We start from the raw sequence: 14,716 nt of genomic DNA, 5'->3' as shown, positions 1-14,716 counted from the left end.
ACCATGGGCACCCTCTCGGTCAACCAGAACAAACTGCAAAAACGCCTGCGTCGCCAGGCCGGCGAAGCCATCGCCGACTACAACATGATCGAAGACGGCGACAAGGTCATGGTCTGCCTCTCCGGCGGCAAGGACAGCTACACCATGCTCGACGTCCTGCTGCACCTGCAGAAAGTCGCGCCGATCAAGTTCGAGATCGTCGCGGTGAACATGGACCAGAAGCAGCCGGGTTTCCCCGAGCACGTGCTGCCGGCCTATCTGGAGTCCATCGGCGTGCAGTACCACATCGTCGAGAAGGACACCTACTCGGTGGTCAAGGAGAAGATCCCGGAAGGCAAGACCACCTGCTCGCTGTGCTCGCGCCTGCGCCGGGGCACGCTGTACACCTTCGCCGACGAGATCGGCGCGACCAAGATGGCCCTGGGGCACCACCGCGACGACATCCTGGAAACCTTCTTCCTCAACATGTTCTACGGCGGCACCCTCAAGGCCATGCCGCCCAAGCTGCTGGCCGACGACGGCCGCAACGTGGTGATCCGCCCGCTGGCGTACTGCAACGAGGCCGATATCGAGGCCTACAGCGTGATGAAGGAATTCCCGATCATCCCGTGCAACCTGTGCGGCTCCCAGGAAAACCTGCAGCGCCAGGTGGTCAAGGACATGCTGCAGGAATGGGAGCGCAAGACCCCGGGCCGCACCGAAATCATGTTCCGCGCCCTGCAGAACGTGGTGCCCTCGCAACTGGCCGACCGCGACCTGTTCGACTTCAAGAGCCTGCGCATCGACGACAGCGCCACCCCGCGCTTTCTTGATGTGATGAACCTGTAAACCGCACCGTATTCCCTGGGAGCCCGTAAAGGCCCGGTGGATGTAAAGAGCGACATCCACCCTACGGGATAGTGGCCAACACCCATGGACTTCAGGCCGTGAGCCTGGCGTTTCGTAGGAACGGGCTTGCCCGCGAGCTTTTTGTCACACCGCCGGAATTGCTGCCAGGCACAGCCCGTCGGGCTCGCGGACAAGTCCGCTCCTACAGGGTGTGCCGCAAGATCAAGGTGGATGTAAGGAGCGACATCCACCCTACAAGGTCGGCAGGTGGTCAGATCAGCCCGAATACGTTCAGTACAGTGGCAATGACGCTGGCGAGCACCGCACCGGACAACACACCGAGGACCATTTTCGTCTTGCCCTGTTGGGTGATCGTCGAGGCGTCAAGGGCGCTCAGACGCTCCGTGAGGCCACGCACTTCCTGCTGCAGGGCGGCCATGGCTTGTTCCCGCGCGATGTCCAGGCGATTGTTCTCCTGAAGTTCCTCGACCAGTGCCTTGATCGCGCGGTCCTGCTGTTCGACGATTGAGCGTTTCTGCTCCAGGGCCTTGTCGATGCCCGACAGGCGCTCGGCCTTGGCCTGCAGCACCGACTGGATCTGGCCGATGTCCTCGCGGCTTCTTGCCATCAGCTCGGCCTTGGTGCTCAGGGTCGACCTGATGTCGTCGATGGCCTCGCTGTTGCGAATCACCACCTGCGCTTTTGCGGAGAACTGCAGCTGTAGCTGTTCAATATTCTGCTGATTGACCTCGATCTTGGTCTGGGTCGACTTGGACCCGTCGAGAATCTTGCTGAAGATGTCGTGGGCGCGGTCGGCGAACTGCTGGCCGGTTTCCGACAGCTCCTGGAAGCGCCCCTCGCTGTCCAGCCAGCCGGTCTTGGCGCGCTGTTCCAGTTCGCCGATGACTGCGGCGAGGAAGGAATAGCTCATGGTGTTGAGGGTGATGATCTCCTGGATCAGCCCCAGCATCATTTCGTTGATCTTGTTCTGCGACCTGGAAATGTCCACCAGGTCGCTGTGCGAGCTGGAGAAGGCGCGCTTGAACAGCCCGCGGTTCTCGATACGGCTGACCTGCCGGCTGCTGTCCTCGATGCTGAGTTCGATGTCCTTGATGACACTCAGCAGATCGGAGGCCACCACGGCCGGGCTCTTGCTCTCGACCTGAACGAGTTCGTTCACGCTCATTAAAACTGCTCCAGTAGATCGTCCAGGCTGTTCACGGACTGGCGATAGTCGTTGAGACGACGCTGGGTCGTCTGTTTGGCTTCCTTGACCTCTTCCCAGTCCAGGGCGAACTGGGTACGCAGTGTCTCGGTGGTAATGATGATGTGTTGGTAGGCGTCGTCCAGCATCAGCACGGTCTGCTTGATCTTCAGAAACCCGATGGTCTGACCGCGGTGGACATCGGCCAGCTGTTTGTTGCGGAAGGCGAGGAAGTCCTTCAGGCGATCGAAGGCCAGTACGGTGAAGAGGGTCAGGGTGCCGGTGATGATGCCGGTGATGACCGGAGCCAGGGTCGCGGCGAAGGGCAGCAGCAGTGGTACCGTCTCCAGCGCCTTGCGGATCACTTCTTCCAGCGCCATGCCCAGGCACAGGGTGATCGAGGCAGAGAGAATCTTCATCACCTCGAAGGCGATGTCGCCTGGCGCCACATGGGGGGGCGGAGCGACGATCATCTTGATCGCCCGAACGATCGACAGCACCGCTTCGCGGATGATGCCGACCAGGTTCTTGGCGGTGGTCACGAAGGAGTTGATGATCAGCGTCAGCAGGGTCGAGACGAAGCCGCTGATCCCGGCACTGGCGCCTTCCTTGAGGTATTCGGCCCACTTGTCGCGAATCCGCTGGAGCGTGGCCTCGATACGCGCCTTGACCATGTCCAGCAGCGAGGCCGCGCCGTTGAAACCCACGCGAACCAGGTGCCGCACATCCTGCACCAGGTCCTGTACGAGATCTTTGAGCAGCAGGCCGAGAATCTGGCGCAGGGCCAGCTTGCCGGCGGCCTTGCCGCCTTCGATCAGAAACTCCTGGCCCTGCTTGATGAACACGGCTTTTTTCTGATCGCCATCCACGGCTTTTCTGGCCGTGGCGTAAACCTGCTGAACGGCCTGCGGGTCGAGTTCGTAGTATTCGGCGTTGGTCTTGCTCGGGTCTGCGGTGCTGGGCTTGGCGGCCCACTCCAGCAGGTCGGTTTCGCCTTTGGACGAATTCATGTTGAAGGCCGTCAGCACGATGTTGGCGTCCTGGGTGGCCGTCTCCACGCGTTCTTCCCGGGTCTGGGCGAGGTGTCCTCGGGCGGAGCGTTCGATCTCGCTGGCGCTGATCACATGATCCCGCGCGTCGGCCCGCGGCCCCACGGGGATTTCGCTGCCCGGCTGCTTGTAGGCGTCGTAGTACTTGCCGTCTGCACTTTTCATGTCGTCGTGCAGTTCATCGAGGCGGTCGTTGTAATCGGTACGCTCGAATTTTTCGCTCTTGGCCCGCTGCCAGTTTTCATGGCGCTCGGCATCGGCATCATTGGCGACCACGCCTTTTTCGAAATTGTGCAGGCTGGTGATGGCACCGCCGTCGCGGTCCTCGAACATCGCGCGGGTCAAGCCGAAGGGGCCCATCAACTGGTCGATCAGCATGTGCTGAAAGTTGTCGATGAAGGCCGTCTGCTGCTTTGCGTTGGGGGCGGCGTTTATGTCCCTGATCAGCAGCTCAATCTGGTCGTCGATCTCGATGACCAGCTCATCCTTGTGGGTATGCATTGGATTAGTCTCAAAGTGCCAGTATTCGGACGATAATCACTCTCCCACCGGCTTGTCCACTGCTTCGATGGCGTGTCAGCGGCCTCGAGACGCTCTGTGTCGCCTGTTCAGGCGATTCGCGATAGGAGGGGCGCAGGGGCACGGTGGATGTAAAAAGTGACATCCACCCTATGCGATAGCGGTCATCGGGTAGGGTGGATCACGCTTCACCGATCCACCACCCATGGACTTCAGGCCGTGAGCCTGGCCTTTCGTAGGAGCGGGCTTGCCCGCGAGCTCTTCGGGGATCGATGCCGGGCACCAATCGCCGGGCTCGCGGACAAGTCCGCTCCTACAGGGGCGTGCGTCGGGGCTCGGTGGATGTGAAGAGCGGCATCCACCCTACGGGGCCTGCGCTTATTTTGTGACGGCCCGCTTGCCGGCTCGCGAATGGCTGGGGTATGGTTCGGCCACTGTTTCGGAGAATTCCATGCCTGCCAGCCACAACCTTCTGTCCTCGCTCCACGCCGGTGCCTCGCGCGCTGCGTTGGTCCGTGCGCAGGCGATCGTGGCGGCAGCCTATTACTTCTTTGGGTATTGGTTTAGCCACAGGCACGCCTGATACCCCACAGGCGGCCTGACAACCAGGGTCGCCACCAGAGACGTTTTCCCCAAAACCCCCGGTCGGCAACCCGATCGGGGGTTTTGTTTTTTCCGGCCACAAAAAGGCCATGCACATCGAGGAACCACAGATGAACCGTTACCAGACCTATTACCGCAACACCCGCAATGACTGGCGATTTACCAGCGTCACCGCCGCCCTGATACCCCTACAACGAACACCACGATAGCGCCGCCGCGGCATCGACCGCGCCGGCCAAGGAACCGCCAGATCATGAACGCATCCGTCTCCGCTCAACTTGCTCCGACCGTTACTTCCATCACCCGCCGCAGCGCCCAGCCGCTGCCCAGCCCCGCCGTTCTGCGTCAGCGCCTGCCATTGCCTACCGAACTCGCCGAGCGCATCGCCGCCGACCGCGACGCCATTCGTGCCGTACTCGATGGCCACGATTCGCGCCTGCTGGTGGTGGTCGGCCCCTGTTCCCTGCACGACCGCACGGCCGTCCTCGAATACGCCGAACGCCTGGCCGAGCTGGCACCGCAGGTCGATGACCAACTGCTGCTGGTGATGCGCGCCTACGTGGAAAAACCGCGCACCACCGTCGGCTGGAAGGGCCTGCTGTACGACCCGCACCTGGACGGCAGCGGCGACATGGCCGAGGGGCTGCGCCTGTCGCGGCACTTGATGCTGGAGATTCTCGCCCGGGGCCTGCCGCTGGCCAGCGAGTTGCTGCAGCCGATGGCCGCCGGCTACTTCGACGACCTGCTCGGCTGGGCGGCCATCGGCGCGCGCACCAGCGAATCGCAAGTGCACCGCGAGATGGTGAGCGGCCTGGACCTACCGGTCGGCTTCAAGAACGGCACCGACGGCAGCGTCGGCATTGCCTGCGACGCCATGCGGTCGGCGGCGCACCCGCACCAGCACTTCGGCATCGACGACCTGGGCCACCCGGCGCTGCTGCACACCGCCGGCAACCCGGACACCCACCTGGTGCTGCGGGGCGGCCATGGCGCGCCGAACCATGACGCCGCCAGCGTTCTGGCCGCGCGCGAAGCGCTGCAGCGCCAGGGCATCGCGCCGCGCATCCTGGTCGATTGCAGCCACGCCAACAGTGGCAAGGACCCGCTGCGCCAGCCGGCGGTGCTGGAAAGTGTGATCGACCAACGCCTGGCCGGTGATACCAGCCTGCGCGGGGTGATGCTGGAGAGCCACCTGTTCGACGGCTGCCAGGCGCTGGGTGGCGAGCTGCGCTACGGCGTGTCGATCACCGACGGCTGCCTGGGCTGGAGCGGCACCGAAGCGACGCTGCGCCACGCGGCCGAGCGGCTGCGTGGGTGAGGGCGACGGGGGGGGCGCGGCGCTTTGCTGTGTAGGAGCCGTGCCTCGCGGGGAATGTCGTCAGGCGAAGCTTTCGTCCAGGGGCGGGGCGCCTACAGAACTTGAACTGGGGTGCTGACTGCGTGCAGGCTTCGTCATCCGTTTGTTGAAAGGTTCGTTTGATGCGTGATTACAAGTGGCTGCACGAATACTGCCTCAACCGCTTCGGCTCGGCGGCGGCCCTGGAGGCCCGCCTGCCCGAGGCACTGCCGGACGAGGCGCTGCGCGCGATCAGTGACGACCGCTACCTGTCGATGATCAGCCTGCGGGTCTTCCGTGCTGGCCTCAAGCACAGCCTGGTGGATGCCAAGTGGCCGGCTTTCGAGCAGGTGTTCTTCGGCTTCGACCCGGAAAAGGTCGTGCTGATGGGCGCCGAGCGCCTGGAAAACCTGATGCAGGACGCGCGGATCATCCGCCACCTGGGCAAGCTCAAGAGCGTGCCGCGCAACGCCCAGTTCGTGCTCGACGTGCGCCAGGAGAAGGGCAGTTTCGGCGCGCTGATCGCCGACTGGCCGGTGACCGATATCGTCGGCCTGTGGAAGTACCTGGCCAAGCACGGCAGCCAACTGGGCGGGCTGTCGGCGCCGCGCTTCCTGCGGATGATCGGCAAGGACACCTTCATCCCCAGCGACGACATGGTGGCGGCGCTCAAGGCCCAGGGCATCGTCGACAAGGTGCCGACCAGCCTCAAGGAGCGCGCAGCGGTGCAGGCAGCGTTCAACCAGTGGCGCGAAGAGAGCGGCCGGCCGCTGTGCCAGCTGTCAATGATGCTGGCGTACACCGTCAATCACTAACACCACGACACCAGGAGGCGCAGCCATGCAACCGATCGAGCGCATCGCCCAGGCCATCCTCCAGGCCGAGCGGATTCTGTTCATTACCGGGGCCGGGTTGTCCGCCGATTCCGGCCTGCCGACTTATCGCGGGCTGGGCGGGCTGTACAACGGCCATACCGCCGAAGGCTTGCCGATCGAGGCGGCGCTGTCCGGGCCGATGCTGCAACGTGACCCCGCGCTGTGCTGGAAGTACCTGGCCGAACTTGGCCGGGCGTGTCTGGGGGCGCAGGCCAACGCGGGGCACCGGGCGATTGCCGAACTGCAGCGGCTCAAGCCGCAGTGCTGGGTGCTGACGCAGAACATCGACGGTTACCACCGCGCCGCCGGCAGCCCGCCCGAGCGGCTGATAGAGATCCATGGCGAGCTGGCGCCGCTGTACTGCCAGTCCTGCGGGGCGGTCGACCCACAATTGGCCGAGCACCTGGAGCGGCCGTTGCCGCCGCTGTGCAGGGCCTGCGGCGGCGTGTTGCGGCCGCCGGTGGTGCTGTTCGAGGAAATGCTGCCGGAGGCGGCCATCGACAGCCTCTATGCAGAATTGCGCAAGGGCTTCGACGTGGTGATCGCGGTGGGCACCAGCGCCAGCTTCCCGTACATCGTCGAGCCGGTGCTGCGTACGCGCCAGGCGGGCGGGTTCACGGCGCAGATCAATCCGACGCGCACCGACCTGAGCGACGCGGTGGAGGTGAATGTGCAGGGACGGGCCTTAGATGTGCTGCCGGAACTACTGGGTCACATTTCGAGCCATAGAATTTGCAAATGAGGCTTATAGAAGGCATAGTCGCACCCTTGTCAGATTTCCGACACGGTCGTGCCCATGCTCAAACGCTTCGCACCCCTCGTGCCTTTAGCACTCACAGTGTTGCTGGCCGCCTGTGCCAGCCATGCTCCGCAGCCTCAGATGAGCGCTCCCGAGCGTCCCGTTTCCACGGTAGAAGAACCCGTTGCGCCTTTCGAAGAAGCGGCCCTGGGCGACTTCTCCGACGATAAAGCCTACAAACTGCCCGAACTGGCCGACAGCATCCTGTCCCACGGCTTGTCGCTGGTGGGCACTCGTTACCGCTTCGGCGGCAGTTCGGTGAAATCCGGTTTCGACTGCAGCGGCTTCATCGGTTACCTGTTCAAGGAAGAAATCGGCCTGCAGCTGCCGCGTTCGACCCGCGACATGATCAACATCGATGCCCCGCTGGTGAAGCGTTCCGACCTCGAGCCGGGCGATCTGGTGTTCTTCAGTACCAACGGCCGCGGCCGCGTCAGCCATGCCGGCATCTACCTGGGCGATGACCGTTTCATCCATTCCTCCAGCAGCCGCAGCGGCGGTGTGCGGGTCGACAGCCTGGAAGATCGCTACTGGAACCGCACCTTCATCGAGGCCAAGCGCGTCCTGGCGATGGCGTCCACCGAACAGCTCGCTCGCCAGCCGTAACCGAAAAGCGCAACCGCAAGGGTTGCGCTGCTGCCTTGCAGACGGCAGAGTAGAGCGCATTCAGGCTTTGGATTGCCGCGCTTATGCCCGCAACGACTCGTGTTGCCCTGTTGCTCCTCGCCGCCTTGCTCACTGCATGCGCCGGCAGCCCTCCCGCCCCCCAACCTGTCGTTCATGCCCCCATCGGTGCCTCCCATGGCAATGCCGAAGACGTGCTGTTTCGCGCCCTGGGCCTGGTCGGCACGCCGTATCGCTATGGTGGCAACACACCGGATGGCGGTTTCGATTGCAGCGGCCTGATCGGCTACGTGTACCGCGATGCGGCGGGTATCAGCCTGCCGCGTTCCACCCGGGAACTGAGCGCCATGCGGGTGCCGGCGGTGAGTCGCAACGCGCTGCAGAGCGGTGACCTGGTGTTCTTCGCCACCAATGGCGGGCGACAGGTCAGCCATGCCGGTATCTATGTCGGCGACGGGCGTTTCGTCCATGCACCGTCCAGCGGTGGTACGGTGCGCCTGGACAGCCTGAGCAACAGCTACTGGCAGAAGACCTACCTGGACGCCCGGCGGGTGTTCAGCCCGGAGCTGGCGCGCAACCCCTGAGGCGCGCCGCCACGCCGCCCTTGAGCCTCCGTCCGATTTCGGTGTGATGCATGCCCGAACCGATCCGCTTGCCGCCACAGCCCGATGCCTGCGAGCTGTGTGCCCGCCAGTTGCCCCTGACCCGTCATCACCTGATCCCCAAGGCGCTGCACGACAAACCCTACGTGCAGAAGCGCTACGCCAAGAGCGAGCGCATCACCGCCACCCTGTGGGTGTGCCGCGCCTGCCACAACCAGATTCACCGGTTGTTCACGGAAAAGGAACTGGCCCTGACCTACAACAGCCGCGAGGCGTTGCTGGCCGATCCGCGTCTGGTGACCTTCGTCGAATGGCTGGCGAGCAAGCCACCGGGGTTCACGCCACGGCACTGAAGGTGCCGGTTCAGGCGTCGTGCAGCAGGTCGTGGGCGTTGAGCAGGCTGTAGGCGATCTGCGGGTTCTTTTCCAGACCCCGGCGAATGGCAGCGGGAATGGACTGCCGGGTCTTGCGGCACATGCCGGGCAGTTCGTCGATCTCGATGGCGATGCCGCGCATGGTGCGCACCTCGTTGAAGCCGGGGGCGATCTCCAGGCGCACGCCGAGGTTGTCGTAGAGCCGCCGCTGCATGTGGCGCAGGTCGTCGAGGCTGGCGAGGTTTTCCAGGCGGTCGAGCAGGCGCTTTTCTTCCTGGCGGGTCAGCAGCAGGATGCGCAGGTCCGTGCCGGGGGTTTCCAGCAGGCGCTCGCGGTCACAGGTGCAGGCACCAGGCGGGCAGGGGGCGCGGAGGGGCAAGGGGGCTGTCATCGCTCCCGATCATAACGATAAGCGCCGCGCTCGCGAGTACCGTCGGGAAAATAATTGCCGATCTTCGAGTCTCGCGGGGTTCCTGTTCGAACTGGGCGCTTGCCTGTAGGAGCGGGCTTGCCCGCGAGCTTTTTGCTTTTGGGCCACAACGGGGATCATCGCCAAGCCACAGACCGTCGAGCGCGCGGGCAATCGGAATGACGCCCAGCCGCTCCTACACAAGCTGCGCACCTGCTGGGCTCAAACCGTCTGCTCCTTCAGAAAATCCACGAACGCCCGCAGCGGCGAGGGCACGTTGCGCCGGTCGTTGTAGTAGAGGTAGGGGCCGTCGAACGCCTGCCACCAGTCTTCCAGCACCGGCAGCAGCTTGCCTTGCTCGATCAGCGGCCGCAGGTACTCCTCGAAGGTGTAGATGATCCCCACGCCGCCTACCGCTGCGCCGACTTCCAGGTCCTGGGAGGAGGAGAACAGTGGCCCCTTAGGCGGCACGCGAACGGTGACCCCGTCCTTCTCCATCTCCCAGACACCCAGTTTGCCGCTCTCGAAACGGTGGCCGATCATCCGGTGTGCCACCAGGTCCCGAGGATGCTGCGGCGTGCCGTGGGCCGCCAGGTAGGCCGGGGAGGCCGTGGCGATGAAGCGCTGGCGGCGCGGACCGATGGGCACCGCGATCATGTCCTTGGCCAGGCTTTCCTCATAGCGCACCCCGGCGTCGAAACCGGCGGCGATGACGTCGATGAAGGTGTTGTCCATCGCCACTTCCACGGTCACCCCCGGGTAGCGCTCGAGAAAGGGGGGAATCAGCGTCGGCAGGACGAAACGGGCCACCGGCACCGGCACGTTGAGGCGCAGGGTGCCCACCGGGCGCTGGGTGTTGTCGTCCAGGTCGTTGAAGGCCGCGTCGATCTCGTCGAGGGCAGGGCGCAGCCGTTCCAGCAGGCGGGCACCCATTTCCGTGGGAAACACACTGCGGGTGGTGCGATTGAGCAGGCGTATGCCCAGGTCGCTTTCCAGGCGGCGAATGCAGTCGCTGAGCGACGAGGCCGACATGCCGCGTTTCTGCGCCGCCACGCGAAAGCCTCCCGCTTCGACCACGGCGGCGAACAGGGCGACGTCGCTGAGGTTGGGTTGGCGCATGGCGGCTGGCTCCGGTTTGGCGATGCTCGACTGTACGGCTCACCGTACAAGACGTCCATTTTTATCCGGCTTATCACGGTTAACCAGCGCCTCAACAATGGTTGCGTCGACGAATTGCCGCGCCGGTCGTGGTGCCGGTGCTTCGTCAGGTCCCATACGGAGGAAGCAACGATGAACGCACGAACAGAACCCCTGAACAGCTTTCGCGCGGCGTGCCGCAACGGCGTCATGGCCCTGAGCCTGGCCCTCGGTGGCCTGCTGGAAATGGGCAGCGCCGTGGCCCAGCCGCTGACCAAGCCCAAGCCGGACTGGAGCCTTTCGGACATGCCGGCACAGACCGACCGGATTTTCCTGATCACCGGTGGCACCAGCGGCATGGGGTTTGAGGATGCCAAAGCCCTGGCGGCTGCCGGTGCCCAGGTGGTGATCGCGGCCCGTAACCCCGAGCGCGGTGAAGAGGCCATCGCCCGCATTCGTGAAGAGGTGCCCCAGGCCCGGGTGCAGTTCGAAGCCGTGGACCTGGCCAACCTGGCCTCGGTCCGCGCCCTGACGGAGCGCCTGAGCACCACGCTGCCGCGTCTCGATGGCCTGATCAACAACGCGGCGATCATGGCGCCGCCGCAGCGCCAGACGTCGGCCGATGGCTTCGAGGCGCAGCTGGCGACCAATTACCTTGGCCACTTCGCCCTGACTGCTCAGCTCATGCCATTGCTGCGCAAGAGCGAGGCGCCGCGCGTGGTGACCCTGGCCAGCATCGCCGTGCTGCGTGGCAGCATCAACTTCGATGACCTGCAGTACGAGCAGGCCTACAACCCCTATGCCGCCTACGCCCAGTCCAAGCTGGCCGGCTTGATGCTGGCCTTCGAGCTGCAGCGCCGCAGTGACGCCGCCGGCTGGGGCATCCAGAGCATCGCCGCCCACCCGGGCGTGGCCGTGACCGAGCTGATCAAGCGCGGCCCAGGCCTGGACAGCGAATTCGGCCGCCAGTGGGCCGAGGACCGCGAGCAGTATCACTCCGCCGCCCAGGGCGCCTTACCGACGTTGTACGCCGCCACCGCCGCCGAAGCCCAGGGCGGCGCCTACTACGGGCCCATCGGTGATGAAGAGAAGCGCGGGCCGCTCGGCCTGGCGACCGTGCCGGCTGCGGCGCAGGACACCGAAGCTGCTGCACGGCTGTGGACCCTCAGCGAACAGCTGACTGGCGTTCGCTTCCAGTGAGCCCCGGCCCAGGAGCCTGATCATGCTCTCAGCAAACCTGACGCGGCGCCTCGGCGCCGCCATCAACGCCGAACGCCACGAGCTGACCCCCGCGCTCGCGGGGTTCGCCCTGTTCTTCTGCCTGTTCAGCGGTTATTTCATGCTGCGGCCCATCCGCGAGTCGATGGGCATCATGGCCGGGGTGGAGAACCTGCAATGGCTGTTCACCGCCACCTTCCTGGTGATGCTGGTGGCCGTGCCGCTGTTCGCCTGGCTCAGTTCCAGGGTGCCGCGCCTGCATTTCGTGGACTGGGTGTACGGCTTGTTCGGTCTCAACCTGCTGGCCTTCGCCTGGCTGTTCCTGGTGCTGGAAGACAGCGTCTGGCTGGCGCGGGTGTTCTACGTGTGGATCTCGGTCTACAACCTGTTCGTGGTGTCGGTGGCCTGGAGCCTGATGGCCGACGTCTTCGACGGGCGCCAGGCCAAGCGGTTGTTCGCCTTCATCGCCGCCGGCGCCAGTGTCGGCGGCCTGGTAGGCCCGGCCCTCAGCGCATTGCTGGTCGGGGTGATCGGCGAAGCCGGGCTGGTGGTGCTGGCCGGCATACTGCTGGGGATCGCCCTGGCACTGAAGACGCCGCTGATGCGCTGGCGCGAGCTCGGCGGTGCCGGGCGACCGGGCGCGCCGCTCAGCGAGAGCACGCGCAAGCCGGTGGAGGGCAACCCCTTCAGTGGTCTGACCCGTGTACTGCGCTCGCCTTACCTGCTGGCCATCGCCGGTTTCGTGGTGCTGCTGGCCGCGGTGACCACCTTCCTCTACTTCGAGCAGGCACGGCTGGTGGCCGAGCATTTTCCCGACCGCGATGCGCAGATCCGGGTGTTCGGCACCATCGACGTCATCGTGCAGGCCGGGGCCTTGCTGTCGCAGGTGTTCATCACCGGGCGCGTGGCCCAGAAACTGGGGGTGCGCATGCTGCTGGCGATCGTGCCGATCCTGGTGTGCGTGGGCTTCATCGGGCTGGCCCTGGCGCCGACCTTCGCCATGCTGGCGGCGCTGATGATCGTGCGGCGCATCGGCGAGTACGCCTTCGTCCGCCCGGGCCGGGAAATGCTCTTCGCCCCGCTGGACGCGGAAAGCAAGTACAAGGCGAAGAACTTCATCGACACCGTGGTCTACCGGGCTGGCGATGCCGTCAGCGGCTGGGTCAAGAGCGGGCTGGACCTGCTCGGCCAGGGCGCGGTGCTGGTGGCGATCACCGGGGCGGTGTGCGCCCTGGTCTGGGGCGTGCTGGGCTGGTACCTGGGGCAGCAGGCCGACCGCCTGAGCAAACGGGGCAGCGAGACGGCCGATGCCGCGCCGTCAACGGCCCTCGCCGGGCGCTAGCGAGGTGTCATGCCCGTGACGTCTCGGGTATGGCTTGCTCAGCGCTTGCGCAGCGCCCTGGACAGGGTCCGGTCGACATGCTCGCGCCACTCTTCATCGCGGCTGGAGGGGTGCCAATCGCGTTCGATATCGTTTTCCATGGCGGCTTTGCATTGTCGAAAGCCGTCATCCCACCCGGCAGCATATTCCGGTTGTTGCAGGTAGCGGGGGACATCCTTGCGGAATTCGTCGAGGGCGCCGGCGGCCTGCCGGCCACTGCCACAGCCTGACTCATAACCATCGATGAAGGGTGCAGGGTAACCTTCAGACAGCATCTGTTCGCGTGTGCTCTGGCAACCCACCACCCATAGGGCGGTACAGCACCAGAGCACTCGCCTGATCATGGAAAGGCTATGGGTCATGGCATTACCTCCAGCGCAATGCGTCGCTCAGCCAGCTGCCGATGTGGCACAGGTCCCAGGCGTGGGTGCTGCAGTCTCCCGAGGCGAGCGCTTCGCGCAGGGCGTCTACGTCTACCCGGCGTAGATACGCCTCGGCGTCGTCCAGGCGTTGTTCGCCGCCAAATCCACCAAGGCGCATTTCCGCCAGGGCCTGCTCTTTGCTCCAGTCTTGGTAGACCACCCGATAGAGCGCCGCGATCAGGCCGGTACGATGCTGTCCATGCTTGCAGTGAATCAGCACGGGGCCTTGCGCCTGGGCATGCCGCAGGCTGCGCAGCACGTCGAGTACGTCGCTGTCGTCGATACGGTCGATGTGCAGGGGTAGATGCACCAGTCGTACGCCTGGGTCATGCATCCAACTGGAATCACTGCGCTGATACAGATTGATGACAGTCTTGATGCCCAGTCTCCGCAAGACGGGAACGGCCACGGTGTCCGGCAACGCGCTGCGGTAGAGCCCGGTGTCCATGCGGTAGAGGTTCAACTGCTTGTCCACTGGCGTTGCCCAGGCCGTCGGGCGTGTCTCCCGCTGCATGGCAGTGCTGCCCCAGACCAGGGGCGTGATCATGAGCAGGAGCAACGCACAATAACGCGGCCAGGAAGGCAGGACCGAAGGCATCAGGCTTGCCCCCCGTTTAGTAGCGCCGTTCCCGGTGTTGCCTGCGTGAGTGGTTGTGAGCGATACAGCAACCAGCGGTAATTGAGCGCGCAGATCGTCCAGTCGAGTAGTAGCGTCCACAGGTTGTGCGAGAAAAAATGGGCGCCTTGCATCATGCGCCCCAGCGAAAACACCGCACCCAGTCCCAGCGCTATGGCCAGGGCAACGCGTGCCAGGCGTGGGTACCTGTCGCGCAGGACGAAGAACAGTGCGATCAGGGAAAACCCGGCCGAGGCATGGCCACCCGGCCAGCACCGACCGGCTTTTTCGCCGGGCGCTCGCTCGCCGAGCAGGGGCGTGAAGGTCTCGGTGCCGCCGAACTCACTCAGGCTCCATGGGCAATGCATGCCGGTAACGGCCTTCAACGGCGTCACGATGCTGGTCGATAGAGCCAGCGACAGCACCAGGTACCCCAACGGACGACGCCACGCCCGCCCTCCACGGTGCAGCAGGCTGAGGGCAAAACCGACGATGGCCATGATGCCCACGGCAATCAGTGCCTGCTTTGCACGGTCGTGCAGAATGTCTTCGAGCCAGAAGCTGTGACGGCCGATGAACCCTTGTCCGGGCTGGTAAAACAGGTGCGCGAGGTAAAAATCCAGGCCGCTCGGATCGAGCAGCAGGAGCAACGCCATGGCGCATAGGGGAGCCCCCAAGGCCAGGCGAAAATCGAAGGGGCGAGTGACTGCCGAACTCATG

At 64.7% G+C, this 14,716-nt stretch carries 16 protein-coding genes; 9 read left to right on the top strand and 7 right to left on the bottom strand.

Annotated features, from left to right (window positions below; translation table 11 throughout):
• Positions 1-3 precede the first annotated feature (3 nt).
• Positions 4-828: a tRNA 2-thiocytidine(32) synthetase TtcA gene (gene ttcA / locus N5C28_RS10445; protein WP_279822086.1), complete on the top strand. Its 825-nt coding sequence runs from the start codon at positions 4-6 to the stop codon at positions 826-828.
• Positions 829-1,099: 271 nt separating this feature from the next.
• Here ttcA and N5C28_RS10440 read toward each other — a convergent pair whose 3' ends face one another.
• Both N5C28_RS10440 and N5C28_RS10435 read right to left on the bottom strand, forming a co-directional pair.
• Positions 1,100-2,014 carry a hypothetical protein gene (locus N5C28_RS10440; protein ID WP_279822084.1) on the bottom strand — a complete coding sequence of 305 codons (915 nt, stop codon included), beginning with the start codon at positions 2,012-2,014 and terminating at the stop codon, positions 1,100-1,102.
• Complete coding sequence (locus tag N5C28_RS10435) at positions 2,014-3,582, bottom strand: hypothetical protein (RefSeq protein ID WP_279822083.1); 1,569 nt, start codon at positions 3,580-3,582, stop codon at positions 2,014-2,016. The genes N5C28_RS10440 and N5C28_RS10435 overlap by 1 nt, the downstream gene beginning before the upstream one ends.
• A gap of 874 nt (positions 3,583-4,456) precedes the next feature.
• Here N5C28_RS10435 and N5C28_RS10430 point away from each other — a divergent pair.
• From N5C28_RS10430 to N5C28_RS10405, 6 genes are all read left to right on the top strand, one after another.
• Positions 4,457-5,521: a 3-deoxy-7-phosphoheptulonate synthase gene (locus N5C28_RS10430; protein ID WP_279822082.1), complete on the top strand. Its 1,065-nt coding sequence runs from the start codon at positions 4,457-4,459 to the stop codon at positions 5,519-5,521.
• Positions 5,522-5,682: 161 nt separating this feature from the next.
• Positions 5,683-6,354 (top strand): DNA-3-methyladenine glycosylase I, encoded by a 672-nt coding sequence (locus tag N5C28_RS10425; protein ID WP_279822081.1) that lies wholly within the window; start codon positions 5,683-5,685, stop codon positions 6,352-6,354.
• Between the two features lie 25 nt (positions 6,355-6,379).
• Complete coding sequence (locus tag N5C28_RS10420; protein ID WP_279822080.1) at positions 6,380-7,156, top strand: NAD-dependent deacylase; 777 nt, start codon at positions 6,380-6,382, stop codon at positions 7,154-7,156.
• 54 nt (positions 7,157-7,210) lie between these two features.
• Complete coding sequence (locus N5C28_RS10415; protein ID WP_279822079.1) at positions 7,211-7,819, top strand: NlpC/P60 family protein; 609 nt, start codon at positions 7,211-7,213, stop codon at positions 7,817-7,819.
• Positions 7,820-7,902: 83 nt separating this feature from the next.
• On the top strand, positions 7,903-8,421 hold the full coding sequence (locus N5C28_RS10410; protein ID WP_279822078.1) for a C40 family peptidase: 519 nt from the start codon (positions 7,903-7,905) through the stop codon (positions 8,419-8,421).
• A 50-nt stretch (positions 8,422-8,471) separates the two neighbouring features.
• On the top strand, positions 8,472-8,792 hold the full coding sequence (locus tag N5C28_RS10405) for a hypothetical protein (RefSeq protein ID WP_279822077.1): 321 nt from the start codon (positions 8,472-8,474) through the stop codon (positions 8,790-8,792).
• A 10-nt stretch (positions 8,793-8,802) separates the two neighbouring features.
• Here the strand turns inward: N5C28_RS10405 and N5C28_RS10400 are convergent, their stop codons facing one another.
• The gene (locus N5C28_RS10400) at positions 8,803-9,204 is read right to left on the bottom strand and encodes a hypothetical protein (RefSeq protein ID WP_279822076.1); all 402 of its coding nucleotides are present in this window, start codon (positions 9,202-9,204) and stop codon (positions 8,803-8,805) included.
• Positions 9,205-9,444: 240 nt separating this feature from the next.
• A complete protein-coding gene (locus N5C28_RS10395) occupies positions 9,445-10,341 on the bottom strand; it encodes a LysR family transcriptional regulator (protein WP_279822075.1) in 897 nt (298 codons plus the stop codon).
• 264 nt (positions 10,342-10,605) lie between these two features.
• Here N5C28_RS10395 and N5C28_RS10390 point away from each other — a divergent pair, with 264 nt between their 5' ends.
• Together N5C28_RS10390 and N5C28_RS10385 are read left to right on the top strand one after the other, a co-directional pair.
• Entirely contained in the window at positions 10,606-11,559 is a 954-nt protein-coding gene (locus N5C28_RS10390) for an SDR family oxidoreductase (protein ID WP_279822261.1), read from the top strand.
• Positions 11,560-11,581: 22 nt separating this feature from the next.
• Positions 11,582-12,919, top strand: coding sequence for an MFS transporter (locus N5C28_RS10385; protein ID WP_279822074.1), 1,338 nt, complete (start codon positions 11,582-11,584; stop codon positions 12,917-12,919).
• A gap of 38 nt (positions 12,920-12,957) precedes the next feature.
• On the opposite strand, the gene N5C28_RS10380 is transcribed toward N5C28_RS10385, so the two are convergent.
• From N5C28_RS10380 to N5C28_RS10370, 3 genes are read right to left on the bottom strand one after another with little or no spacing between them, the layout of a single operon-like run.
• Positions 12,958-13,320: a hypothetical protein gene (locus tag N5C28_RS10380; protein ID WP_279822073.1), complete on the bottom strand. Its 363-nt coding sequence runs from the start codon at positions 13,318-13,320 to the stop codon at positions 12,958-12,960.
• Positions 13,321-13,324: 4 nt separating this feature from the next.
• Positions 13,325-13,927, bottom strand: a complete 603-nt coding sequence (locus N5C28_RS10375) for a dual specificity protein phosphatase family protein (RefSeq protein ID WP_279822072.1) — start codon at positions 13,925-13,927, stop codon at positions 13,325-13,327.
• Between the two features lie 50 nt (positions 13,928-13,977).
• Positions 13,978-14,715: a phosphatase PAP2 family protein gene (locus N5C28_RS10370; protein WP_279822071.1), complete on the bottom strand. Its 738-nt coding sequence runs from the start codon at positions 14,713-14,715 to the stop codon at positions 13,978-13,980.
• Position 14,716: the final 1 nt, after the last annotated feature.

The organism is Pseudomonas sp. GD03944, from assembly GCF_029839275.1.
Lineage (GTDB): Bacteria > Pseudomonadota > Gammaproteobacteria > Pseudomonadales > Pseudomonadaceae > Aquipseudomonas.
Note: the sequence above shows the minus strand (reverse complement) of the source record. Positions and strands in the feature narration are given on the sequence as shown.

Bases quoted from the DNA above. Each gene is read 5' to 3' on its own strand.
- ttcA (WP_279822086.1), top strand. From the start codon at position 4: ATGGGCACCCTCTCGGTCAACCAGAACAAACTGCAAAAACGCCTGCGT.
- N5C28_RS10440 (WP_279822084.1), bottom strand. From the start codon at position 2,014: ATGAGCGTGAACGAACTCGTTCAGGTCGAGAGCAAGAGCCCGGCCGTG.
- N5C28_RS10435 (WP_279822083.1), bottom strand. From the start codon at position 3,582: ATGCATACCCACAAGGATGAGCTGGTCATCGAGATCGACGACCAGATT.
- N5C28_RS10430 (WP_279822082.1), top strand. From the start codon at position 4,457: ATGAACGCATCCGTCTCCGCTCAACTTGCTCCGACCGTTACTTCCATC.
- N5C28_RS10425 (WP_279822081.1), top strand. From the start codon at position 5,683: ATGCGTGATTACAAGTGGCTGCACGAATACTGCCTCAACCGCTTCGGC.
- N5C28_RS10420 (WP_279822080.1), top strand. From the start codon at position 6,380: ATGCAACCGATCGAGCGCATCGCCCAGGCCATCCTCCAGGCCGAGCGG.
- N5C28_RS10415 (WP_279822079.1), top strand. From the start codon at position 7,211: ATGCTCAAACGCTTCGCACCCCTCGTGCCTTTAGCACTCACAGTGTTG.
- N5C28_RS10410 (WP_279822078.1), top strand. From the start codon at position 7,903: ATGCCCGCAACGACTCGTGTTGCCCTGTTGCTCCTCGCCGCCTTGCTC.
- N5C28_RS10405 (WP_279822077.1), top strand. From the start codon at position 8,472: ATGCCCGAACCGATCCGCTTGCCGCCACAGCCCGATGCCTGCGAGCTG.
- N5C28_RS10400 (WP_279822076.1), bottom strand. From the start codon at position 9,204: ATGACAGCCCCCTTGCCCCTCCGCGCCCCCTGCCCGCCTGGTGCCTGC.
- N5C28_RS10395 (WP_279822075.1), bottom strand. From the start codon at position 10,341: ATGCGCCAACCCAACCTCAGCGACGTCGCCCTGTTCGCCGCCGTGGTC.
- N5C28_RS10390 (WP_279822261.1), top strand. From the start codon at position 10,606: ATGGGCAGCGCCGTGGCCCAGCCGCTGACCAAGCCCAAGCCGGACTGG.
- N5C28_RS10385 (WP_279822074.1), top strand. From the start codon at position 11,582: ATGCTCTCAGCAAACCTGACGCGGCGCCTCGGCGCCGCCATCAACGCC.
- N5C28_RS10380 (WP_279822073.1), bottom strand. From the start codon at position 13,320: ATGACCCATAGCCTTTCCATGATCAGGCGAGTGCTCTGGTGCTGTACC.
- N5C28_RS10375 (WP_279822072.1), bottom strand. From the start codon at position 13,927: ATGATCACGCCCCTGGTCTGGGGCAGCACTGCCATGCAGCGGGAGACA.
- N5C28_RS10370 (WP_279822071.1), bottom strand. From the start codon at position 14,715: ATGAGTTCGGCAGTCACTCGCCCCTTCGATTTTCGCCTGGCCTTGGGG.